Origin of the sequence: Frankia sp. KB5 (genome assembly GCF_002099325.1) — a bacterium.
GTDB classification, from domain to species: Bacteria; Actinomycetota; Actinomycetes; order Frankiales; family Frankiaceae; genus Frankia; species Frankia casuarinae.
This window is the reverse complement of the sequence record NZ_MRUJ01000140.1, coordinates 1-23,303: the sequence shown is the minus strand read 5'-3', so window position 1 is coordinate 23,303 and position 23,303 is coordinate 1. Positions and strand designations below refer to the sequence as shown.

Annotated in this window: 19 protein-coding genes; 14 read left to right on the top strand and 5 right to left on the bottom strand. The window is 68.0% G+C overall.

Annotated features, from left to right (window positions below):
• The first annotated feature begins 157 nt into the window (after nt 1-157).
• A complete protein-coding gene (locus KBI5_RS14565) occupies nt 158-1,123 on the top strand; it encodes a glycoside hydrolase family 16 protein (protein ID WP_085015529.1) in 966 nt (321 codons plus the stop codon).
• A gap of 154 nt (nt 1,124-1,277) precedes the next feature.
• Here the strand turns inward: KBI5_RS14565 and KBI5_RS14560 are convergent, their stop codons facing one another.
• A complete protein-coding gene (locus tag KBI5_RS14560; protein ID WP_085015528.1) occupies nt 1,278-2,309 on the bottom strand; it encodes a glycosyltransferase family 2 protein in 1,032 nt (343 codons plus the stop codon).
• The gene (locus KBI5_RS14555; protein ID WP_085015527.1) at nt 2,306-3,172 is read right to left on the bottom strand and encodes a glycosyltransferase family 2 protein; all 867 of its coding nucleotides are present in this window, start codon (nt 3,170-3,172) and stop codon (nt 2,306-2,308) included. The genes KBI5_RS14560 and KBI5_RS14555 overlap by 4 nt, the downstream gene beginning before the upstream one ends.
• A gap of 1,159 nt (nt 3,173-4,331) precedes the next feature.
• On the opposite strand from KBI5_RS14555, the gene KBI5_RS14550 reads away from it, so the two are divergent.
• The 9 genes from KBI5_RS14550 to KBI5_RS14505 all read left to right on the top strand — a co-directional run bounded on the left by KBI5_RS14550 (nt 4,332) and on the right by KBI5_RS14505 (nt 17,191).
• Nucleotides 4,332-5,600, top strand: coding sequence for a glycosyltransferase (locus KBI5_RS14550; RefSeq protein ID WP_157902511.1), 1,269 nt, complete (start codon nt 4,332-4,334; stop codon nt 5,598-5,600).
• Between the two features lie 86 nt (nt 5,601-5,686).
• Nucleotides 5,687-7,420, top strand: coding sequence for a hypothetical protein (locus KBI5_RS14545; protein WP_085015525.1), 1,734 nt, complete (start codon nt 5,687-5,689; stop codon nt 7,418-7,420).
• A 2-nt stretch (nt 7,421-7,422) separates the two neighbouring features.
• A complete protein-coding gene (locus KBI5_RS14540; RefSeq protein ID WP_085015524.1) occupies nt 7,423-8,478 on the top strand; it encodes a polysaccharide pyruvyl transferase family protein in 1,056 nt (351 codons plus the stop codon).
• A gap of 137 nt (nt 8,479-8,615) precedes the next feature.
• A complete protein-coding gene (locus tag KBI5_RS14535; RefSeq protein ID WP_085015523.1) occupies nt 8,616-10,940 on the top strand; it encodes a hypothetical protein in 2,325 nt (774 codons plus the stop codon).
• The gene (locus tag KBI5_RS14530; protein ID WP_085015522.1) at nt 10,937-11,311 is read left to right on the top strand and encodes a hypothetical protein; all 375 of its coding nucleotides are present in this window, start codon (nt 10,937-10,939) and stop codon (nt 11,309-11,311) included. Before KBI5_RS14535 ends, KBI5_RS14530 begins: the two co-directional genes overlap by 4 nt.
• A gap of 193 nt (nt 11,312-11,504) precedes the next feature.
• Nucleotides 11,505-13,469, top strand: coding sequence for a hypothetical protein (locus KBI5_RS14525; RefSeq protein WP_198537707.1), 1,965 nt, complete (start codon nt 11,505-11,507; stop codon nt 13,467-13,469).
• Nucleotides 13,470-13,776: 307 nt separating this feature from the next.
• The gene (locus KBI5_RS14515) at nt 13,777-15,408 is read left to right on the top strand and encodes an FAD-dependent oxidoreductase (protein ID WP_133057032.1); all 1,632 of its coding nucleotides are present in this window, start codon (nt 13,777-13,779) and stop codon (nt 15,406-15,408) included.
• Between the two features lie 410 nt (nt 15,409-15,818).
• On the top strand, nt 15,819-16,595 hold the full coding sequence (locus tag KBI5_RS14510; RefSeq protein ID WP_011438215.1) for a TIGR00730 family Rossman fold protein: 777 nt from the start codon (nt 15,819-15,821) through the stop codon (nt 16,593-16,595).
• The gene (locus tag KBI5_RS14505; RefSeq protein WP_085015518.1) at nt 16,592-17,191 is read left to right on the top strand and encodes a TIGR00730 family Rossman fold protein; all 600 of its coding nucleotides are present in this window, start codon (nt 16,592-16,594) and stop codon (nt 17,189-17,191) included. Before KBI5_RS14510 ends, KBI5_RS14505 begins: the two co-directional genes overlap by 4 nt.
• A gap of 15 nt (nt 17,192-17,206) precedes the next feature.
• Here the strand turns inward: KBI5_RS14505 and folP are convergent, their stop codons facing one another.
• Nucleotides 17,207-18,019 carry a dihydropteroate synthase gene (gene folP / locus KBI5_RS14500; protein WP_085015532.1) on the bottom strand — a complete coding sequence of 271 codons (813 nt, stop codon included), beginning with the start codon at nt 18,017-18,019 and terminating at the stop codon, nt 17,207-17,209.
• 174 nt (nt 18,020-18,193) lie between these two features.
• Here folP and KBI5_RS14495 point away from each other — a divergent pair, with 174 nt between their 5' ends.
• The 3 genes from KBI5_RS14495 (at nt 18,194) to KBI5_RS14485 (ending at nt 20,747) form a co-directional block, all read left to right on the top strand.
• A complete protein-coding gene (locus KBI5_RS14495) occupies nt 18,194-18,556 on the top strand; it encodes a DivIVA domain-containing protein (protein ID WP_241882910.1) in 363 nt (120 codons plus the stop codon).
• A 222-nt stretch (nt 18,557-18,778) separates the two neighbouring features.
• On the top strand, nt 18,779-18,946 hold the full coding sequence (locus KBI5_RS14490) for a DUF3117 domain-containing protein (protein WP_007511639.1): 168 nt from the start codon (nt 18,779-18,781) through the stop codon (nt 18,944-18,946).
• Between the two features lie 124 nt (nt 18,947-19,070).
• Entirely contained in the window at nt 19,071-20,747 is a 1,677-nt protein-coding gene (locus KBI5_RS14485; protein WP_085015517.1) for a M17 family metallopeptidase, read from the top strand.
• A gap of 93 nt (nt 20,748-20,840) precedes the next feature.
• Here KBI5_RS14485 and KBI5_RS14480 read toward each other — a convergent pair whose 3' ends face one another.
• Together KBI5_RS14480 and KBI5_RS14475 are read right to left on the bottom strand one after the other, a co-directional pair.
• Nucleotides 20,841-21,548, bottom strand: coding sequence for a hypothetical protein (locus KBI5_RS14480; protein ID WP_085015516.1), 708 nt, complete (start codon nt 21,546-21,548; stop codon nt 20,841-20,843).
• A gap of 151 nt (nt 21,549-21,699) precedes the next feature.
• Complete coding sequence (locus KBI5_RS14475) at nt 21,700-22,353, bottom strand: class I SAM-dependent methyltransferase (protein WP_011438208.1); 654 nt, start codon at nt 22,351-22,353, stop codon at nt 21,700-21,702.
• Nucleotides 22,354-22,518: 165 nt separating this feature from the next.
• Between KBI5_RS14475 and sigE the strand changes: the two genes are divergently transcribed.
• The coding region (gene sigE / locus KBI5_RS14470) for an RNA polymerase sigma factor SigE (protein ID WP_241882907.1) at nt 22,519-23,303 on the top strand (785 nt) is incomplete at its 3' end.

Below are 23,303 nucleotides of genomic sequence, written 5' to 3'. Positions count from 1 at the left end.
ATGACATGCCGGCTGCCGGGCGGGCCGCATCTCCGGAGTTGGCGATCCGTGTCCACAAGGAACCGTGTGCGACGGACAATGGCTACGGTCCTGTTAGTCGTGCCGATGCCGTCGCTGTCCAGGAAGCACGGTGGAGCGATCTGCGGCGGGGGTTGTCATGCGAAAGACCGTTCGGCGGCTCGATCGTCGACTCTTGGTGGTTTTGTTGGTGCTGGTGGCCGCCTGTGGACCGGCTTGGACGTCCGATGGCGAGGATAGGGGATCGGCCTTGCCCGGTGGGCCGACGCCAGCCTCCTCGACCCCGCAGCCGGGGATGTCGTCGGATCCGCCCGACAAGCAACCTGTGTCGTCGGGGGCCTCCACCCTGTCGCCGTCCCCGTCCACCTCCGCGCCGTCGGCTGTCAGCGATACGCCGGGTTCGACGTCGACATGGGCGCCGAATCCGGTCTGGGGAAYGCCGGTCTACGCTGATTCCTTCAACGGGAACACGCTCGACCCGAACCGGTGGGCGATCTACGACTCGCCGCAGGTCCCGCTGATGCCCAGGTCACCGGCCAATGTCTCGGTGGCGAACGGCACGCTGCGGCTCACCGGATGGATCGATGCGGCCGGGCGTGACGTTTCTGGCGGTGTCGCCAGCCGTATCAACCTGCGGTACGGGCGCTGGGAGGCGCGGATTCGAGTGGAGCGGGGGTCCGGGTACTCGGCGGTGGTACTGCTCTGGCCGCAGTCTGAGAAGTGGCCGGCTGACGGGGAGATCGACGTCATCGAGGTTCCGGACCCGCAGCGTCAGGTCGGCAGTAACTTCCTTCATTTCGGCAGCGATAATCGGCAGTTGGAAGAAAAAGTATACGCTGATTTTACCCAGTGGCACACAGTCGGGGTGGAATGGTTGCCGAACAGTATCGTATATTATCTGGATGGTAAGCCCACCTGGACGGTCAGGCGGTCGACGAATGCACGTGAACGCAATATGATCCCGGCAAAGCCGATGCATATGACGCTTCAGCATGATCGAGGTTGTTTTCAGGTGATCCCGTRCAGGAACGCACAGACGCCGCTAACGGTCACGATGTTCGTCGACTGGATCAAGATCTACCGGGCGCCGACGAACCTGCTCTGAGGCGTCTGGCACAACGACGGCCGCAGTGGTGGYACGGGCTTGGCGGGAGCGGTTGCCGCCGGGTGGGTGACTTGCGTGACGAGGCGTGCCGGGTGCGGGTGACGGGGAGCCRAGACCTGCTCTCCGTCACCCGCACCGCGCGGGTCCCTCGTGCTTAGCCTGCTAGGCGTCCGAGTCGCCCGCGTAGGTAACCGCAGGATGTCGCGGCCACTCCGAAGACGATCGTCGCTGCGCGCGAGCGGTGACCGGCGCTGGACAGATCACGCCAGACGGCCCGGGGAAGGGTCCGACTCACATACGTCCGCTCCGCCTCCAGGGCTGACTCCTGGCCGACGAGCCCGGCAACCCGCGCCTTGGACAGCCCCTCGGCATAGCACCGTCGCCGGAAGTAGGTGAAGGTTGTTCGTTCGGTGGTCACCCGATGGGCGACCACCGATGCGGGCTCGTAGAGAACGACCGCGTTCGGRTCGGACTGGCGCAGCCGAATCCCGAACTCCGTCTCCTCGCAGCCCATCGGGTCCGTGCCTGTGCGGCCGATGCCGTGCGTGAAGTCGCCGACCGCATCGAAGGCCGAGYGCCGAAAGGACATGGATGCGCCGATCGGGTTGCGGACGGGCGCCCGTGAGGTGGGCAGACCCTCGTAGCTGCATCCCACGACCCAGTCGAACTCGGGTGGGAACCATGCGGGCCGGGTGGTGGGCCAGGCCGGACGGGCGGCACCACCAACTCCCATGACACGGGGATCGGTATACGGGGCAAGCATGCGCTCGAGCCAGCCCGGTTTCGCCCTGGCATCGTCATCGAGGAAGACGACAATGTCGCCTGTGGTGGCCGCGATGCCGGTGTTGCGTGCGCCGGACAGGCCGCGTGGGTTCATGCTCGCCACCACGGTGACATCCGGCAGGGCGCTGATGGCACGCCGCAGCAGGGCCTCGTTGTTGTCAACGACGAGGACAAGCTCGTCGCGTACCCCGAGTTGGTCGTGGGCGCTGGCGACAGCCTCGCAGAGATCGTCCCAACGGGCCTCGGTGTAGCAGCACACGACCACGGACGCGCTCGGTCGGTCGTCAGCAGACCGCGGCCCGGGAAGATGCGCGGCGTGGGGTCCGGTTCCGGTGCGACTACCGGAGCCGAGGATGTCGAACTGTCCCAGGCCCGGAATGCTGCTGGTCGCATCGTGGGTCATGCGTTCTCTAGCCGCGTCGTGGAGGCGGTGATCGAGGCGGCTGGGCCGGCCGGAGTGCTCAGGCCGAGTGGGGTGGTCGGCGCATGCTTCTGTTCGGGGATGTCGAGCAGTGGGTGCGGCGGGACGGTGGCCCGTGGCCGGATCCGGGCCTTGCCACGCGCCTCGACTAGGATGGTGCGCAGCACCCGGGTGCCGTCGGAGAGCGCGTTGAGGTTGCTGGCGCCGTGGATCCGGTGGTGCTCGTAGCTGGGCACCTCGACTACGCGCATGCCGGCGAGCGCGACCCGCATGTTGATGAGGGTCTCGACCTCGAACCCATCACCCCATCGTTTCACCGAGTCGGCGCGGCCGGGCTCCATCTCCAGCACCGGCAGGCAGTGCCGCCAGAAGGCGTTGTAGCCGTAGCACAGGTCGGTGTAGCGACTGCCGATCAGCAGGTTGACCAGGCCGTTGAGTACCCGGTTGCCCAGGCGGCGCAGCTGAGTGATGTCGCTGCTCCCACCGCCAGCGCAGAAGCGGGAGCCCTTCGCGAAGTCTGCGCCGAGGACAAGCGCGGACACGTAGGCGTTGATCTCACCGGGATCGGCGGAGCCGTCCGCGTCGAGCATGACGATGATGGAGCCGGTGGCCGCCGCGAATCCGCAGGCCAACGCGTTACCCTTTCCGCGGCGGGTCTGGTTTACGATGACCACGTCTGGCCGCAGGCGCCGTGCCACCTCGACGGTTCCGTCGGTCGACCGCCCGTCGACCAGCACGATCTCCGCATCGGCTGGCAGGCGGGCAAATACATGTGCCAGATTCCGGGCTTCGTTCAACGTTGGAATGACAACGCTGACCGTTGGCCGCGTCTGAGCTGTCGACATGAGAATTCTCCCCCATGAATCTTCAGTACCCCTCGGCGCGAAGGGCCCGGAGCGCTGCGTCCTGCAGAACCTTCGACTAGGCAGATCTACTGAGAAGCAGAACTCCGTGAAGCAGGATGGACGTAACCTCGTGCATCCAGATGCCCCCCGGTGGTTGCCGCCTGCTTCCGGCGCGGACTACATACTCCCCAGGTCAGGATAGCAGTACGGATGCAGGGGTTGATAGTGGAATGACAACTGTCTAGGGGTTATCGCGAGGAGTTATAGCTCGACTACGTATAGCGATGCCGAGTCGGTGGCAATTAAGGGTTGCCGGTGTGGCCGCGGAGCTCGGGGCGCGGTGCGGACGGATCTCGAGTTACCTCATGCCGCGTGAGGCACGTGCCTTGTGGCGGGGAAGCAAGAAGATCGCTTGATGTGTAATGAACATCTCGAAATCGCGGATTGGCGGTCGGAGCCGGGGCTGCGTTGTCCGGTCGGCAGAGAGGGAGTGAAGGCAATGGCGAGGCYCGATCGAGAACGTAACCGATCCGCCGGGTAACGTCTTCGTGAAGTCGGCTCCTCTGTGGCCGCGTCTGGCCGAGGTGGTTCGGGTCTTGCCGGCCGGCGGCCGGTGGGCCATGACCGGCATGCTACGATGACCCAGAAGGGTGGCTTAAGGCTAAAGTATAGGTGAATCGGGGACGCTACCTTCCGAAGGCTGGGGGGCTGGTTAGGGGAGTCGGAGGCTTCGGCGCATGTTGTGTGTCGATCGCGCCATTGCCGTTTTGATCACTTGTTTGCGATGATCTGTAGCGGATCTTCGTTATTGGTCAGTTGGGGGGCTGGCTTCAGCATGCTCGGATTCGATCGGCAAGGTGGCGCGGAACTCTCTGATCTTCCGTCTCGCGTGCCCTCGCAAAGCTCGGACGTTCCGTCGGACGTTCTGGTTGCACCTTGTTCTCCTCGCCGGCAGGTGGCAAGCGCCTGCGCATCGCCGAACCCAACGGACGAACCTCAGATGTGCGGTCACGAGCAGGTATCCACAGCTTTTCAAACTGATGAAACGTCCGCTCCGGAAACGAAAATAAGCGGCTCCGAGGCAGTGGCCGGACGCCGTACCTCTCCCCTCGGCCGTCTGTATGCCGTGCTCGCGGCCTGGTATCGCTTGGCGACTGCGATGTCACGTCTTGGTCGGCACGCCACTGCACCGGAGCCGGATGCCGGTCGGCCGGTCCGTATTGCGGAGTACGAGCTCACGACCGCTCTGCTGACGACCCGCGCGGCGGTGCTCCAGCCACGGATCGCGTTCGGTGAGATCCGTGTGCTGGTCCGCTGCCACGGCATCCCCATCGGGCAGCTGGAGGCCTCCGACAGGGGCGACACGAACACCGTAACCATCCCGATGCTGGTCAAGGAGTGCCGGCTCGACCAGCACGAGTGCTCGCACTCCTGGCCCATGCACATGCAGGAGCGGCGTCGGCCGGCGAGCGTCGTCATCCCGACGCGCGACCGGCCGGAGAGCCTCGGCCGGTTGATTTCCTCGCTTCAGGCGGTCGCTGAACGTGAGATCGAGTTTCTGATCATTGACAACGCTCCCAGAACGGCCGCGACCCGGGAGCTCGTCGAGTCGGTCAGCCGGGCGGACGCGCGCTTCCGCTATCTATGTGAGCCGCGCAAGGGCGCGTCCCGGGCGCGTAACACCGGTCTCGGCGCGGCCGAGGGCCGGGCTGTCGCCTTCTTGGACGACGACACGCAGGTGGACCGACACTGGCTTCCTGCGATCCTGAACGGGTTCGACGTGGCGGACGGCGTCGCCTGCGTTACCGGCCTGGTGCTCCCCGATGAGCTGATGACCTCAGCTCAGATCTGGTTCGAGCAGTACGGCGGCTTCGGTAAGGGACTGGAGCGGCGGATCTTCGATCGCTGGAGCGGAGAGGGCGCCCTCTATCCCTATGCGGCCGGCGCCTTCGGATCCGGCAACAACGTCGCCTTCGACGTGGACGCCGTCCGCGAGCTGGGTGGTTTCAACGAGGTCCTCGGCCCTGGCACACCTACGCATGCCGGAGAGGATCTCGAACTGTTCACACGGACGATCYGGTCCGGACGGCGGCTGGTCTACGAACCGTCGGCGATTGTTTACCACACACATCGGCAGCGCTACGGCGATCTCCTCGATCAGTTGCGCAACTACGGCACGGGATTGTCTGCGATGCTCATGGCGCAGGCGCTGTCGAGTCCTCAGGAACTGGCGGAGATCCTGCGTAGGGTGCCTGCCGGCCTTCTGTTCCTCCTGCTACCACGATCTTCAAAGAACGTCAGCCGCGGGCCGCGTTTTCCCGTGGAGCTGGTGCTGACCGAGGTCCTCGGCATCGCGTCCGGCCCGTTCGCGTACCTGCAGGCGCGGCGAACGCAATCCCGTCGCGTCGATCGGGGCCATATCAGGTGAACCGGAGTAGCCTTGGGCGCCGCCCCGGCACGCGTGGGCGGGCGCATGCTGGCCCGCGGCATGCCCAGGCCAGAGGCGGTCGGCGGTTGTTCCCGGTCCCGGYGCTCGCCTCGACGGTAGGAATCCTCCGTTCGCCGTTGCTGCGCAATGCCATCCTCCTGATGGCGTCCACGGCTATCACCGGAGTTCTCGGTATCGCCTTCTGGGCGATCGCCGCCTGGCTGTACTCGCCGGAGAACGTCGGACGGGCCTCCACGGCCGTGTCTACGATGCTGCTGCTATCCGGACTGGCCCAGCTTAACCAGCAGAACATCCTGCCTGCCACCATTCCGGCTGCGGCGAGATCCAGACGCACGATCATCCGCAACGCCTATGCCATGTCAGGGCTGCTGGCGACCGTGCTCGCTCTCGGCTTCGTGGCCCTGTTCTCCCATACGACATTCCTCGCCGACTTCGACCCCTGGTTCTCGATCTTCTTTGTCGCTGCAGTCGCATTCTGGTGTATTTTTGCTCTTCAGGACTCGGTGCTCGCCGGGCTGCGCAAGGCGTCCTGGGTGCCGATCGAGAACGCGTTCTTCGCGGCGTCGAAGCTCGTCCTGCTGTTCGTCTTCGCCGCGCTCGGGATCTCGGCCGGTCTCTTCTTCGCCTGGACCGCGCCGGTCATCCTGCTCGTCCTCGCCATCAACATACTGATCTGGCGCAGGGTGTTATCGAGAAATCAGCTCGATGACGTGGCCGCATCGTCGCGGAACGCTCCTCATGCGACCGCCACCGGATCGCGGCGCCGAGCGGACTGGTACATCATCAGCGACATGGCCGGCGGACTCGTCCAGCTCGCGGCCACCACTCTGCTGCCTGTGATCGTCTCCGCTCGGCTCGGCTATGAGGCCACCGCTTATTTCTACACCTCTTGGAGCCTGGTTTCCGTTTTCGACCAGCTCATGAGTGGTGCCACCGCATCCCTGACCGTCGAGGGAACCCGGGAGTCGAACCGGGTGAGCGCCCACATTCTCAGCATGATTAAGTTTTTGTTGGCGTTCGTCGTCCCGGTCGCGATCATCACGGCGGTCTTCGCTGGACCGTTGCTCGCCATCTACGGCAGCGAGTATTCGAGCGAGGCGGCGAACCTCCTGTCCTGCCTTGCACTCGGAGCAGTCTTCCGGGCGACGATTCTCCTGGCCGTCGCGATTAGCCGGGTGCAGCGGGACGCACGACTTCTGCTGGCCATCCAGGGATCGATGAGTGTCTGCTTGCTCACAACTGCGCTGATCGTCGGTTCCCGGGGGCTGACCGCCATCGGTCTTGCGTATCTCGGCTGCCATGCCGTCATCGCCTTGGCCGTAGTGCCGGTCTACCTCAGGGCGCTGCGCCGCCCGCCGTCGGCGATCAGCGGCAGACGCAGCCCCCGGTCGGAGCGGGCGGTTTCCGGGGAGCCGCGCGGCGCGTCCACGCTCCTGCCTGCGGTCTTGGAGTCGGATCCTCCGGCGCAGGAAGATCTTGGCGCCCGTGTTCCCGATGCCGAGACAACCTGGCTCATCTGGCGTCGACCATCCGCACCCAGCCTACGACCGTCGGCCTCGCCGCAGCCCACCTTCCATCAGCTCAGCCCAGGGCAGTCTAGCCCCCAGTCATCGGCTCTTCGACCGCGCAGCGGCGAGCCGATGACACCGTCGGCTCTGGAGGTCGTCGACGGCTCGTCGGACACCGGCGGCGGGTTCACCACTGCCCGGACGTCTCGCGAGCCGGCCCGGCAGCCTGAGCGCGGGGACGGCCCACTGACGTCACCGCATCCAGATCACTCCATGAGGACGGTCTTCTAGAAATGCAGAGAGTCGCACTCGCCTATCTCGGTTACGCCGGTCGCGGGAATCTCGGTGACGACGCGATCGAGCTCGTCTACAAGCGGGCACTCCCTGGTGTGCTGATCGCGCCTCTGCCGCTGTACCCCGGTGATATCCCCGTTTATCTGCGGGCACGTCGACGGCTCAGCTTCCAGGACTCTTCGCTGCTGCTCGGCGGCGGGACCGTGATCGGTCGCAAGAACTGGCGGGTCCACCTGCTGACCGGCGGCCGGATTGTCCGTCGACGCCCGTTCCACATGCTCGGGGCGGGGGTTGAGGACCCGGTGTTCCAGGGCCGGAACTCGTTCTCCGCGAATGGGGAACTGGGGAAGTGGCGGCGTCTGCTCGACCAGTTCGATCGGGTGACCGTTCGTGGGCCGCGCTCGGCCGAACTGCTGCGGGACGTAGGAGTGGACAGCGAGGTGGTGGGGGATCCTGCCCTACTGCTCGAGCCCGGCCCCGTTCCGCATACGGTGGACGAAGGCGTACTCGGGATCAACGTTGGATGGGGTGACGACATGTGGGGCCACGATCCCGAGCGGGTGACCCGGGAACTCGGCTTGGCGCTCAGCCAGCTTGCGCGCCGGGGGTGGCGGTTCCGGGCCTTTCTCGCGAACAACAGCGACCGTCTGTACACGGAGCGGCTGTTGACGACCGCGGGAGTAGCCGACCGGACCGAGACGTACGTCACCGTTGATCCGGACACCTATCTCCATTCGGTACGCGGATGCTCGGTGCTCGTTGCCCAGCGGCTGCACGCCGCCATCCTGGCCTGCGCCGCGGCGGTGCCGACCATCGCAATCAGTTATCAGCCCAAATGCGATGACTTCATGGCCTCCGTGGGGCAGGAGCAGTTTCTTGTCCGGACGGACGAGATCGACAGTGAGCCACTCGTCGATCTGGTTGAGAAGGTCGACGCCAACCGTACCGATCATGTGACGCGCCTGCAGACCGAGGTCGATGCCCGCCGTGCCGCCCTCATCGGGTCTCTCGACCGCATCACCCACCAGCTCAGCCTGGGGGGCACCGGCCGGTAGGCCGGCTGTCCCCCAGGCCGGCCCTCGCGGTCGGTCCGCCCGTCCACGGCGGTACCGATGGCGGGTCGACCGGGGGCGGTGAATCCACCCACGGCGAACCCATCCAGCGGAGACAGGTGCACGTGCGGATAAGCGGAGTGCGGGATCGCATAACGATCAGCCTCGGGCTGATCTGTCTCGTGATGCTGCCGCTGGCTGTCGCTGGTGGGCTGCGTGTCGCCGTCATCGTGCCCGCGATGCTGCTGCTGCCCGGCGCCGCCGCCCTCAGCTTCGTAGTGATCAACGAACGTGCCCTGTGGGTGGGCTTGGCCGTCTGTGTCAGCCTCGCCGTCGAGGCGGTCGTCCTCTGCGTGCTGCTGTGGCTTCGGCTCTGGCATCCCACCGTGGTGGCAGCCGTGCTGGCTGTGTTGTCGATGGCGGTCATTCTGCGCAACGCGGCACGGTCGGGGACAGCTCTGGGCACCTCCGGCTATGGCGGGGATGGTGAGCGGGGGCAGGGAGGAACCGGCCGGGCGCTTCCCGCCGCGGGCCTGCGCCGCGGACTGCGAGTCGACGGGGCCCTGGTGCTGGCAGCGCCGGCCATCCTCGCGTTCATCCTCTTCGTGATCAGTATTGGGCGGGTGGACCCGCAGCGGATGGGGCAGTATGGCCTGCTCACCGTCCTCCCAGCGACGTGGTACCTGGCGCTCGCCCTGCTGCTGGGCGGAGCGGTCCGGGTCCTGTCCCGGCCGACGGTCAACCGCGCGGCCGCGGCTGGCTATCTCTTCGGCATCGTGTTCGTGCTCTTCGGCACGGCCCCGCTGGTGTATTCCGTGCCGCACTACTCGTGGGTCTACAACTATATCGGGGTGACCCGTTACATCCTGGAGCACCACGCTCTCGACAGAAACGTCGACATCTACCAACGGTGGCCCGGTTTCTTCGCGGTGGCCGCATTCTTCTCGGCACTGACCAGGACGACCGATCCGCTGGTGTATGCGCAGTGGGCGGAGGTCTTCTTCGTTTCGGTGTCCRCACTGCTGGTCGCCTGCCTCGGGCGGTCCTACCTGCGCTCGGTGAGCCTCGGCTGGGCATCCGCGCTCGTGTTCGTTCTCGGGAACTGGGTCGGACAGAGCTACTTCGCGCCCCAAGGCTTCGCTCTCACCCTGGCATTGGCGATCTACTGTCTGCTCATCGGGTTCTGTCGCTCGGTGCGAAAGGACCCGGCCCGGCCCCGGCCGGATGATCGGAATGCTGTGATCGCGTCGGATATGTCGCGGGAGTCCTTTGTCCGCGAGTATGGACGGGGCGTGACGGCGAGAAGCGACGAGAGCGTCCTGCGCCGGTGGGCGATCGCCATSGCGGTGCTGCTCCAGGCCGCGGTCGTGGTCTCCCATCAGCTCACCCCCTATCTGATCGTGGTCAGTGTGATGGTGCTCATCGCATCCGGTCTGGTGCGCCCGTGGCTGCTGGTGGCGTTCATGACGGCGCTCACCATCGCATTCCTGATTCCGAACCTTGCCTACCTCACCAGTCACTTCGATATCGCCTCATCGCCCGACCCCCTGCAGAATCTGCGCCGGGTCGACCCCTACGGCGCGACTCCGCTGCCTGGGAAGGCCCTGCACGCCCGGGCCGGCGTCACGCTGTCGATGCTCGTCTGGTTTATCGCCGCCGTGTCGGTCGTGAACGGGTTCAGGCGGCGGCAAAGGGGGGCCGRCGTGCTCGGCCTGCTCGTCGCYGCGCCCGGGATCCTGATTCTCGGGCAGGACTACGGCGGCGAGGCCATCTTCCGAGTTTATCTGTTCTCCTTGCCGTGGGCGGCATTGGCCATCGCGAGCGCTCTGGTTCGACACCCGATGCGCCCGACACCCGTGCGGGCGCATCGGGTCGGTGTGGTGGCCCTGGCCGGCACAACGGCCTTCCTGCCCGCTTTTCTCGGCCAGGAGGAACTGAACTATATGCCGGCCGGCACGGTCGAGGCCAGCGACTACTTCTACGGACACGCGCGGACGGGCTCCGTGCTCATGTGCGCCGCGCCCAACTTCCCCCGCAGTTATGGACCCAACTATGACGAGTTCATTCACATGAAAAACGGTGACGAACCGAACATGCTTCTCAATCCGGAGCTACGTGGCCATGACTTGGGTGCGGCGGATATCAGCACCGTCATAGCAGAGATCAAGAAATACTCCGACTATGGATATCTCGCCTTCGCGGATAGTGGTGACGCTTACGTGCGGACCTTCCAGCTGACTCCGCCGGGTGCTCTCGCGCGGCTGGAGGCCGCCGTCGCTCGGTCATCGTCGTTCCGGCTCTGGTACCGCAACGACGAYGCCCGCATCTACACCCTGGTTGACACCCTCCCGAGGGGCGCATCGACGGACGTCGTCCGGCCTCCGACCCTGGGCGGCTCCCCGGCCGACACCGTCGCTGTGAGCGGGTCGACCGGAACCCGGCCGCTCCCGGGGACCCCCGGATGACCACGCATCACGCGACGACCGCCCGGACGGTCGCACTGGGCATGCTCAGCGTCGTCGYTCCCCTGTTGGAAGCGGCGGACACTGGCGGGGCTCTGCGGACGGTCCTGGCGATCGCTTTCCATCTGACGATTCCCGGTGTCCCGCTACTCGCGCTTGTCAGGCTGAGCAGCCCGACTCTGCTGCTCTGTGCGGGTGGGGGGCTGTCCATCGCCCTGACCATTATCAGCGCGCAGCTGATGCTCTGGGTGGATGCGTGGCACCCCTTTCTCCCGGTAATCATTTTCGCGGTCGTCTCGCTGGTGGCGCTGGCCGGGGACGGGTGGCGATCCCGTCCCCGGACGGCGGGCGTGACCCCGTCGCGGACTGGCTGAAGGTGGAACAGAGAATGATCATATGGCTGCCCGGCGCCGTTGCCGGGCGGATGGTTCAATCGTGACGACGGACGCTTATACGCGGTTGGGAGAGGACGCGCCCGCGGTGGAGCGAACGACCGGTCCCACCCGCCGGTACGAGGGTCGATCGCCCGGGTCGACAGTGGCACCGCAGACGGGAACCGAGCTGGGCGTGGGAGCACACACGCGTGGCCCGGCGCCGATCGTGCTGCTTGGCGCTGYGGCCATATTCCTCGTCTGGGGCATGGCTGCCGCCGACCCGCGGCGGATCAACGCGCTCGGTATCGTGGGCGCCCTCGACTGGCAGTATGCAGCGGGGATCGTGGCCTTGGCCGGGGCCTTTGTCTGGGAGCTCGGCGCTGCTCGCTCCCGGACCTGGCTTCTCGCGACCGCGATCGGTCTGCTGGCGATGGCCATCTACGCGTTACCTCCTGTTATCGAACAGACCTCCAGGCTGCCGACCTCTTGGCGGCACGCCGGATTCATCAACTACATTTACGACCACGGAACCGTGCTTCATCACTACGATGCGCGGTTCTCTTGGCCCGGTTTCTTCGCCGGGATGGCGGTCCTGATGAACACCGCCGGGGTGGATGACGCGAGTCACCTGCTGCTGTACGCATCGGTGCTGTTCATGTTCGCCTATCTGCCCTGCCTCGCCCTGATCTTTCGTGAGCTGGGCCTGAGCAGCCGGGGGATCTGGCTCGCCCTGTGGTTGTTCCTCTGCGCGGACTGGGCCGACCAGGAGTACCTTTCCCCGCAGGGCGGGGCCTATCTGCTGTCGCTGGTCGTGCTGGTCGCCGTGCTGCGCACGAGCGCTCGCCGGACGGACGCGTGGCGCGACACCGCGGATACTGCGGACGGACGGAGGCAGCATCTGCGTGCGCTGCTCGCCCCACCTGGCCCGGTCTACGGACCACGCGAGCAGATGGCGCTGCTGGGGTGTGGTGTCGTGCTCGCCATGGCGATCGTGGCCAGCCATCAGCTCTCCCCGCCCCTGCTGATCCTTCTGCTCGTGAGCCTGATGTTGACCCGCCGGTTGCGGAGCCGGGCACTCGTTGTGCTCCTTCCCGTGCTGTTCGTCGGCTACTTCACCTTTGGAGCAGTCGACTTCTGGAGTGGCCATCTGTCGGTCGTCACCGGAGACGTCGGCGGAGTCGGGGGCACGGTCAACCAGACTCTGGCGAACCGGGTCCAGGGTTCGCAGACACATCTACGCATCGCCCTGCTCCGCATCGTGGTTGTCGGTGTGCTCTTCGTCGGTGCGGCCATCGGCTCGTTGCGGCGGCGCCAGTGGCGCATCGGGCTGACGGCACAGGCGGCGGCCTGTGCCCCGTTCGGGTTGCTGGCGCTGCAGTCCTATGGTGGCGAGGCGCTCCTGCGCGCCTACCTATTCGCATTGCCGTTTCTGTGCGCCCTGTCCGCGGCGGCCTTCTTTCCCGCGCCAGACCCGGATTTCGGCACCCTCGCCCGCCGTGGCCGGCGTTTTCCGTCCGGTTCGAGGCTTCTCCGCACCCCCCGTCCCRGAGCCCGCTCCGATCGCGGCCCTGACGGCAGCGCCGCTCGCGAGGAGGACACGATCCGGCTACCGATCCGCCGTGCCCGGTCGCCCCGGCCGACGTTCTCCCGAGGCCTGATCGCCATCCTGGCTGTCGTGTGCATCGGYGCGACAGCCGTACAGCTCGTCTGCCGGGGTGGCAATGAGGAATTCGTGTGGTTCTCCCATGAGGAGATCGAGGTCACCCAGTGGGTCTACGAGCAGGCGCCGGCGGGCAGCACCATCGGCGTTTTTAACGGCTTCTTCCCGGGCCAGRACAAGGATCTCGATCGAGTGCTACTGATAAATCTGGAGAGCAAGTGTAAACCCATTACGGATCCGCGTGAATGTGCCCTTCAGCGGAAGCCGGACTATATTTTGATCACTCGGGCGCAGGACGCGTACGGTCGCGAGTCGGAATCCCGCCCCGACCACTGGTCGGCCGACTACGCGACCTCGCTCGAAAAATCCGGTATATACCGCAGGATTCGGAGCGATCGGGACGCGATCGTGCTCATGCGCGCTGTGGACAGCAGACTCGAGACATCGAATCCTGAGTTGTCCGCGCATTCCATGATCTCCGTGGACGAGGAGGATTGAGAGACCGTTGATGGACCAGCACAATGTGATTCGGATCGGGCTGTTGCTTRTCTGTCTGACGGCCGGTCTCGCGGTCGGAGTGGACCTCCTGYGGGAGGCGCGTTCCCCCCGGGCACAGAAGGTTGGGCGGACTTTGGGGGTTGGCCTCCCGGCGGTCGCCGTCCTCGCCCTCGCCGTCTGYTGGCTACGGGTGACGCATGAGTGAGATCCGTTTCCGGATGGATGACCGAAGGCGAACGTGGCCCAGGCCCGGGCGGCGTACCCGGCCGGCGGGCCTGTCTGGCCGGATCGTCTGGGAGCGTCGCCGATGATCTCACATCCGCATAGTAGACGTGGGCTTCTCCTGCTGGGAATGGGTCTCCTCGCGGCCGCTCCGCTGGCAGGATGCGGCGATGGCGACGCTCCCCTGACGGCGCGCTACCTCGGCCCGGTCAACAAGGGGAAGGCCTCTCACACAGAGGCCGAGCTGTGCGTCTACGGCGCGACTCCGGCTGGCATCGCCGCCGCCGTCCAGGCCCGGCGGATGGGCCTGYGCACCACGCTGCTGGCTTTCGGGGACGAGGTTGGCGGGATCATGTCCGGCGGGTTGTCCGCCACTGACGTCGGGTACAGCGCGACTATCGGCGGCTTCGCCCGGGAGGTCTTCGCTGAGATCGGGCAACACTACCGGTCGGCCGGCCCGATGTACAACTTCGAGCCGCACGTCGCGCGGGACGTCTTCCTCGCCTTCCTGAAGAAGGAGGGCGTGCGTGTCGTGCTGCGCCAGCATCTGACCGAGGTAGTGCTTAGCGGAAACCGCATTCGCTGGATCAACACCGACGACGGGAGCAGCCATCGGGCTAGCGCCTTCGTGGATGCCAGTTACGAGGGCGACCTGTTGGCGGCCGCGCGGGTCAGCTTCGTCGTCGGGCGGGAGTCGAACAGCGAGTACGGCGAGACACTCAACGGTGTGCAGAACCGGGCCGCAGGGTCGACGTTCCGTAGCTGTGTCAGCCCCTACCGCCGGATCGACGACCCCACCAGCGGCCTRCTGCCCGGCGTGTCATCGAACCCGTTGGGAACGACGGGCCAGCGCAGCCCGCTGAGTCAGGATTTCTGTTTCCGGCTCTGTCTGGCGCGGGCCGGAGCGAACGCGCGTCCTTTCCCGAAACCGCAGGGCTATGACCCCGCCCGGTACGAGCTGCATCGCCGGTACCTGGCGGCGGGAAACCGGAATGTGATGTCTTTCCTCGTCGAACTTCCCGGGGGGAAGTTCGACCTCAACAACAGTGGGCCGGTCTCCATCAATCTCGTGGGCGGTTCAGCGGGCTGGGCGACCGGTAGCTTCGCGCAGCGGGAACGGATCTACCAGGACCACCGGGTTTATCAGCAGGGTCTGCTCTGGTTCCTGGCGAATGATCCCGCGGTGCCCGCCTGGCAGCGTGACCAGGCCCGTTCCCTCGGTCTCGCGGCGGATGAGTTCGTCGCCACGGACAACTGGCCGCATGAGATCTACGTACGCGAGACTCGACGGATGATCAGTGACTACGTGGCGACGGAGGCGGACACCTCGGGAAGGCGGCGCTGCCCGGACCCGATCGCCTATGCCTCCTACAAGGTCGACTCGCACGCCGCAGAACGGGTCGTGGCGGACAACTGTCTGGTGAACGAGGGCGGCCTGGACGTTCCCGTGCCGGGGCCGTGGCCGGTATCGCTGCGCTCGATTCTGCCGCGCCGTCAAGAGTGCGTGAATCTCACCGTCCCGRTCTGCGTCTCCTCCTCGCATGTCGCCTGGTGCTCCCTGCGGATGGAACCAGTGTTCATGATGCTCGGCCAGACGGCGGCGATCGCGGCCGGAAGCGGGATTCGCCAGGGCGTCGCCGTTCAGGATGTCTCCTACGCCGACATCCGCGCCGCGTTGCAGCGGGTGCGCGTTCCGCTGCCGGCTGCCGAGGGGTGACGCCGTGCTGCCCTGTGTCGTGTCCCGCACTGATACATGACTGAATACACGGGAAAAGGGAAGTCGGTCGAAGGACTTCTACGTCCTCTGGCGCACGGTGTTCGCCGTGTTGCGCCACGAGGGGGCGTCCTGATCCACCGGCGTGAGCGGCTTCACCGACGTGGGCGGCGTCATCCCGCAACGCCCGGGCCGTGGCCTATGGTGCCGTGGTGACGCCGTCCTTGAGCCCGGAGCCGCCCTCCCCGCCGCTTGCTGAGGAGGAGGGCGCCGTGYCTTCTTCTGACGACCCGCCCGTGGGACGTCCCACGGCTTCTGGGGCTTCTGGTCCCGCTGCCGATCCGGGAACCTCGGCCCGCCCGGGAGCTCCCGCTGGCGGTGGGACCGGGACCGGTAGCGACACGGGGATCGCGATGGGGCGCGAGCGCCGGATCCCGCCACCGGAGCAGTTCCGTGGGCCGGTTATCGCCCGGCGTGGCCAGGTGGAGCACTCCACCACGGATCAGCGCCTGCTCGACACCCGCAGCCCCTCGGGTTTCGTCCATTCCGACCCGTGGCGGGTCATGCGGATCCAGAGCGAGTTCGTCGAGGGTTTCGGCCTGCTCGCCGAACTGCCACGGGCGGTGACCGTCTTCGGCTCGGCCCGGATTCCCCCGGACAGCCCGTTCTACGGGCAGGGCCGGCTGCTCGGCGCCGCGCTCGCCGAGGCCGGCTTCGCGGTGATCACCGGCGGGGGGCCGGGCGCGATGGAGGCGGTGAACCGTGGGGCCCAGGAGGCCGGCGGCCTGTCGGTGGGCCTCGGCATCGAGCTTCCCTACGAGCAGCGGCTCAACGACTGGGTCGACCTCGGTGTCAGTTTCCGCTACTTCTTCGTCCGCAAGACGATGTTTGTGAAGTACGCCGAAGCGTTCGTGATCCTCCCTGGTGGGTTCGGCACGCTCGACGAGCTGTTCGAGGCGCTGACCCTGGTCCAGACTGGCAAGGTCACCCGGTTCCCGGTGGTGCTGATCGGCTCCGAGTACTGGTCGGGACTCGTTGACTGGATGCGGACGACCCTGCTGCCCGCCGGCCTGGTCCAGGAGCGGGACCTGCAGATCCTCTCGATCACCGACGACATCCACGAGGCCGTGCGCATCATCCTGGAGGGAACCGCCGGGCACACCCGGCCCGCAGGTATGGATATTCCGTGAACGTCTGCGTGTACTGCGCGTCCTCCGAGCTGATCGACCCCTCGTACGTCCTGCTGGCGGCCCAGACCGGCACCGAGCTCGCCCGGCGCGGCCACACCCTGGTTTCCGGCGGAGGCTCGGTGTCGTGCATGGGGGCGATCGCCCGGGCGGTGCGGGYCAGCGGAGGTTACACGGTCGGCGTGATCCCGCGGGCGCTGGTCGCGATGGAGGTCAGCGACCTGGACGCGGACGAGATCATCGTCACGGAGACCATGCGGGAGCGTAAGGCGCTCATGGACGCGCGCTCGGACGCCTTCCTGGCGCTGCCCGGGGGCCTGGGCACCCTCGAGGAGCTGCTCGAGGTCTGGGTCGCCGGGGTCCTGCGCATGCACACCAAGCCCGTGGTGCTCCTCGACCCCGATGGGGTCTTCGCCCACCTGCGGATCCTCGTCGACGAGATGGTCGACCGCGGGTTCGTCCGCCCGCGCGCCCGGGACACCCTCCGCTGGGCGACCGGCATCGGCGAGGCGCTGGACTTCCTGGAGGCGGGCGTGACAGCGGCGACCGTCACCTCCCCTCCGCCCCCGACCCCGCGGGAGATCGTCGAAGGCGACTGAACCCGTTCCTGTTCCTCAGGCGAGGCCGCGGCGAGCGACGGCGAGGTCGACGTCGCCCCGGATCGCCGCGACCATCCGCAGCGTCCGCCGCGTCGCCGCCACCTGGTGCGCCCGGAAGACCCGGGCCCCGAGCCAGGCGCTGACCGCGGTCGCGGCCAGCGTGCCCTCCAGGCGTTCGTCGATGCCGGCGTCCAGGGTCTCCCCGAYGAAGTCCTTGTTCGACAGCGCGACGAGCACCGGCCACCCGGTAGCAACCAGTTCCGGCAGCCGGCGGGTGGCCTCAAGGGAGTGGCGGCTGTTCTTGCCGAAGTCGTGCCCCGGATCGACGAGGATCGCATCCGGCCGGACCCCGAGCGACACCGCCCGCTCGGCGAGCCCCACCGTGGTGGCGACGATGTCGGCGACCACATCGTCGTAGACCATCCGGTGCGGCCGGGTGCGCGGCGGCAGATGGCCGGCGTGGGTGCAGACCAGACCGACGCCGAACTCGGCCGCGACCTCGGCGAGCGCCGGGTCCACCCCGCCCCAGGCATCGTTGAGCAGGTCGGCGCCCTCACCCGCGACGACCCGTCCGACCTGCGCGCGCCAGGTGTCGACGCTGATGACCAGCCGGGGATGGCGGGCCCGGACCTCGGCGACGAAGCCACCCACACGGCGCAGCTCCTCGGCCGCACTCACCTCGCCGCCGGGCGCGGCCTTCACCCCGCCGATGTCGATGATCCCCGCCCCCTCGTTGACCGCACGGTCGACCGCAGCCAAGGCCTCGGCCGCACCGTATGTCGCCCCGCGGTCGAAGAAGGAGTCCGGGGTGCGGTTGACGATCGCCATCACGATCAGCTCGGTCGGCTCGAAGGTCCGCGGACCCAGTCGTAGCGGATCCAGTCGTTGCGGATCCAGTCGTTGCGGATCCAGTCGTAGCGGGGCCGGGTGGGCAGCGTCGGCATGCACCGGGCCAGCCTGCCAGAATCACCACGATCGGCGGGCCGTGGCACGATCGGATGCGTGGTGCTCGTCATCGAGATTGTGATCGTGGCCGCCGTCGTCTTCGCGGTGGCCGCGCTGGCCGTCGGTCGCTTCGATCGRCTCGCCCCGGCGCCGCCGGACGGCGCTCCTACCGGACTACCTGCCGGCATGGTGACAGCCGGTGACGTTGCCCGCACGCGGTTCGGGATGGCGCTGCGTGGTTACCGGATGGCCGAGGTCGACGCCGTCCTGCTTCGGCTCGCCGACGAGCTGGCCTGGCGGGACGATGAGCTGGCCCGGCGGGACGAGGAGCTGGTCCGGCTGGCCGCCTTCGCGCGCGTCGACACCGCGCCATCGCCGGACGGGCATCGGGATACTCGCTCGCCACAGATCGACGAGTGATCGCCGCCGACTGTCTGTGGCATCACAGTCGACTGTTGGTAGCCGGTCGATCTGGCCTATGCAGGGACACGCACAGGCGTTGTCGTCAACATCGACGCCCACCTCTCGACGTTGCGGCGGGCGACTGTTGTGATGCCGCGCAGAGACGTGTTTCGGTTTGCGGTCCGGTCTACGGGATAATCGTCGTCAGATGCAGGTCCGACGGCAGGAAGAGGTGCACCGATGGCGGCCATGAAGCCGCGGACGGGTGACGGTCCGCTCGAGGTGACCAAGGAGGGGCGCGGCATCGTCATGCGTGTCCCGCTGGAGGGGGGCGGTCGGCTCGTCGTGGAACTCACCGCCGACGAGGCGAGTGCGCTGGGGGATGCTCTGAAGACCGCGGTCGGTTAACCGTCCGTGCGTCCGTCCGTGTGTCCGCCCGGGTGCGCCGTCCTCGCGCCCGTCCCGCGGCAGCCGGGTTCCGTCGTGGTCCGGCGGTCCCGGTGAGTCCGGCGGTCCCGGTGAGAAGGCCGGCATGAGCATCGTTGATTCCGCGTCAGGCCCGGCGATCGACGGGCTCATCAGGCTTCCTCCCGGCGTTATCCTACGGTCCGCCACCGTCGCCGACGTCGAGCCCTCGACCGTCGCCCTGGTCCTCGCGTCGTCCGAGAACGGACCCGTGTTCGACGAAACTGCCCGCGGTGTCGGCGCCGATCTCGGACTGGATCTTGCGCTGCTGGTCGAGTCCGAGTCCCTGCGCGGTGATGCGGGTTCGGTGCTGGTGGTGCCGTTGGCCCGGACGGCTCGGCCGACCCGGCTGCTCGTGGTCGGCATCGGCGCCGGTCAACCGGGTGACTGGCGGGCCGCGGGTGCCGCGCTCGCCCGCCGCGCCGGGGCACCGGACCGGCTCGCGGTGGTGGCGGAGCCCGGCGATCCGAGCCTGCGGGCCTTCACCGAAGGCCTGGCGCTGGGCGCCTACCGGGCCGCTGGCGTGCTCGACCGGGCTGCTGGCGTGCCCGAGCCGGCTGGCGGAGCGCTTGACCCGGCCGGCCGGCCCGGGCCGGAGAACGGCGCGCCCGGCAACGTCATCGTGCTCACCGGTCGGGCGGACGAGCCCGGGGCGGTGGCCRCGGTCGGCGCCGCGCGGGCGGTGGCCACCGGGGTGTACATCGCCCGCGATCTGGTCAACATGCCGAGTCTGGTGAAGTCACCCGAGTGGCTGGCGAACCGTGCCGTGCGCATCGCCGCGTCGGCGGGTCTCGACGCGACCCTGTTCGGCCCCGACGATCTTCCGGCGCAGGGCTTCGGGGGGTTGTGCGCCGTCGGTGAGGGTTCCCCTCGGCCGCCCTACCTGGTCAAACTCGAATATCACGGGCCACCGCGGACTTCTGGCGAGGCTGGGTCGGCGGGATCCATCGGGTCGGCGGAGCCGGATGGTTCGCCGGCGGGCCGCTTCACCGATGGTCACCGGGTCCTGGTCGGGAAGGGAATCACCTTCGACTCGGGTGGGCTCTCCCTGAAGCCGGCCGTCCCGATGGCCGGCATGAAGACCGACATGGCGGGCGCGGCGGCGGTGCTCGGGGCGATGACCGCGCTGCCGGCGTTGAACGTGCCCGGGCGCGTCACCGGCCTGCTCTGTCTGGCGGAGAACATGATCGGTGCGACTGCCATGCGTCCCGGCGACGTCATCACCTGCTGGGGCGGGACCACGGTGGAGGTACTGAACACCGACGCCGAGGGCCGCCTGGTGCTGGCGGACGGCCTCGCCTACGCCGCGGGCGCGCTCGACGCGGATGTCATCGTCGATCTCGCCACGCTGACCGGAGCGATCGCCGTGGCGCTCGGCCGGCGCACCGCCGGGCTGTTCAGCTCGGACGACCAGCTGGCGGCGGCGCTGTCCGCCGCGGCGGACAGCGCCGGGGAACGGGTGTGGCGGCTGCCGTTGGTGGAGGAGTACCGGGCGGCGATCGACTCGCCGGTGGCGGACCTTGCCAACATCGGCCGGGCGCTGGACGTCGGGGGCGGTTCCATCACCGCGGCGCTGTTCCTGCGGGAGTTCGCGGGCCGGCGGCCCTGGGCACATCTGGACATCGCGGGCACCGCACGGTCGGACGCCGACGACGGCGAGATCAGCCGGGGCGGCACCGGGTGGGGGGTGCGTACCCTGCTGACCTGGCTGTCGAGTGGGCCGTCCCAGACACCGGCGGCCTGAGTGTAGAGCCCCCGGAACTCCCGGATGTTCCAGACGTCCCCGATACCCCGATACCCCTGGATGTCCTGGATGTTGCCGGGCCGCGAGGGGATCTCAGGCCGCGAGACGCAGGAGCGCGGCCTCGTATTCCCGGGCGATGTCCGCGGTGAGGACCAGGGAGACCCGGAGCACCACGGTGCGCTGGACGAAGACGTACTCGGTGACGAGCGGGTTGTCGGCGGTGACGGTGAGGAGCTTCGTCGCCCGCTGCTGCGCGCTCGCCGCGTCCGCGAAGACCTCGATCGCGCCGCCGCGCTCGATCGCGCCCGCGGGGCTTCCGGAGACCTCGTTGACGCCCACCCGCGGATCGCTGAAGGCGATTCTGCTGGTGTAGCCGTTCGTCCGGCCCAGGAGACGATCCGGGTCGGTGGCCGCGCTGTAGACGACGGTGGTATGCAGCGGCAGGCCCGCGCCGGCCAGCCGGATCGCCACCTGCTCGGCGGTAAGGCCGGCGAGGCCGCCTCCCACGGCCGACGGGKTGGGCACGGCCGTCGGGGAGGGGGTGGCGCCCGGTGCGGACGGGTGGGCGGAGCGTGCGCCGTGCGCCGGTCCCACCAGGCGGTTCAGCGTGTAACCGGCGATCCCGGCTAGGACCGCCACGACGAGGACGAACGTGATGTAGGGCAGCAGGCTCTCACGTGGGGCGGGCGGTGGCTCGGCGCGGCTGTCGTAGGCGTCCCTGGCCCGGCTGTCGTAGGCGTCGAAGTCGCCGTAGTCGTCGTAGACGTCATAGCGCCGGTACTCCTGCGCGGCCGGTGCCATTTACTCCCCAAGGCGTAGGAATGTCACGCTTAAGCGCACCTTACGCGCCCACTGAGGAGCCACCGGGTACCGGCACGATCGGCCGGCCCCGATCGTGTTACCGCGGACCGGTCACCCGCCCGGGGTGCCGGTCACCCGCCCGGGGTGCCGGTCAGCCGACCGGGGAGGACTTGGCGACCACGGCGACCAGGAGGCCGCCGCCGGTGGTGAGGAGCATCTGGGTAAGCCGCACGTCGTCACGTACAGCTGTGGCGAGTTCGCGGACCGCCACCGCCTCGGGGCCGGTGGCCTGGCCCTGGGCCAAGGCCAGCACGCTGGCGAACGCCACCACGCCGCCCGGCCGCAGCAGCCGCAGGGCCTGGGTGAGGTACTCGGTGCCCTCACGCCGGTCCGCGTCACAGAACACGAGGTCATAGGCGCCGTCGGTCARCCGGGGGAGAACGTCGAGGGCGCGGCCGGTGATCAGCCGGCTGCGCCCGGGGGTCATCCCCGCGTCGGCGTAGGTGCGCCGGGCCAGCCGAAGGTGCTCGGCCTCGACGTCGATGGTGGTCAGGGTTCCGTCGGGCCGCATCCCGCGCAACAGCCAGGTACCGGAGACCCCGGTACCTGTGCCGATCTCGACCACCGCGCGGGCGCCCACGGCAGCGGCGAGGAAGCGTAGGACCGCGCCGGTACCCGGGCTGACCGGGACGATCCCGACCTCCTCGGCTCGGGCRCGGGCAGCGCGAAGGATCGGGTCTTCCAGCAGGAAGCCCTCGGCATAGGCGGCGGCGGACTCGAGTTCGCCGATGTCAGTGTCCGGCATGACTTCCTCAGCCTACGGGAACGGGAGACCGAGGACGCGCGTTCATCTGGTCAACGCGCATCGTGTCGAGGATCGAGGGGAGAAACATCGGTGTCCGCAGCGGGATTCGCCGCTCCCTGGCCGGCTCGTCGGGTACGTTTGACGCGAACCGACCGAGAGGCGGCCGTGGCTGCTCAGGACCCCGGGGCGGGCTCGGACGCCGCCGGCGTCGCCGCCACCGCAGAAGCTTCTGGTTGGGTTCCTCCTTCCTGGGAAGACGTGGTCCGTGAGCACGGCAACCGGGTCTATCGCCTCGCCTACCGCCTCACCGGTAACGCCCACGACGCCGAGGACCTGACGCAGGACGTGTTCGTCCGGGTGTTCCGGTCGTTGGCGGACTACACCCCCGGCACCTTCGAGGGGTGGCTGCACCGGATCACCACCAATCTCTTCCTCGACCGCATGYGTCGCCAGCAGAAGATCCGGTTCGATGCGCTGCCCGAGGACACCGAGCGGCTGGCCGGCCGCGAGGCGAGCCCGGAGGCGGTCTACGCCGAGGCTCATCTCGACGCGGACGTCGAGGCCGCGCTCGCCGCTCTGCCGCCCGACTTCCGGGCCGCCGTCGTGCTGTGCGACATCGAGCAGCTCTCCTACGAAGAGATCGCTCAGACGTTGGGCGTGAAACTGGGCACAGTGCGCAGCCGGATCTCGCGCGGTCGGGCGATGTTGCGCGCGGCGCTGGCTGATCGCGCGCCACGTACTGGTGACGGCGCCGCGTTGTCCGCCGCCGTGACGGTCTCGGACGACGCCCTTCTCGCCGCGGAGCCCGCCGTCGGGCCGGTGGCGGCGGAGCTCGCCGAGGCGGACGTGGCGCCGCCGGACACGACCAGACCGCATCGGGACCGAGGCGACGACGGGCGGCCCAGAAGCAGGGGACGGCATGGGCCCGTCGCCGCCGGGAGCAAGGGTGG

Excerpts from the sequence above, each read along its gene's own strand:
- KBI5_RS14555 (WP_085015527.1), bottom strand. The coding sequence starts at position 3,172 with ATGTCGACAGCTCAGACGCGGCCAACGGTCAGCGTTGTCATTCCAACG.
- KBI5_RS14540 (WP_085015524.1), top strand. The coding sequence starts at position 7,423 with ATGCAGAGAGTCGCACTCGCCTATCTCGGTTACGCCGGTCGCGGGAAT.
- KBI5_RS14510 (WP_011438215.1), top strand. The coding sequence starts at position 15,819 with ATGGGGCGCGAGCGCCGGATCCCGCCACCGGAGCAGTTCCGTGGGCCG.
- KBI5_RS14490 (WP_007511639.1), top strand. The coding sequence starts at position 18,779 with ATGGCGGCCATGAAGCCGCGGACGGGTGACGGTCCGCTCGAGGTGACC.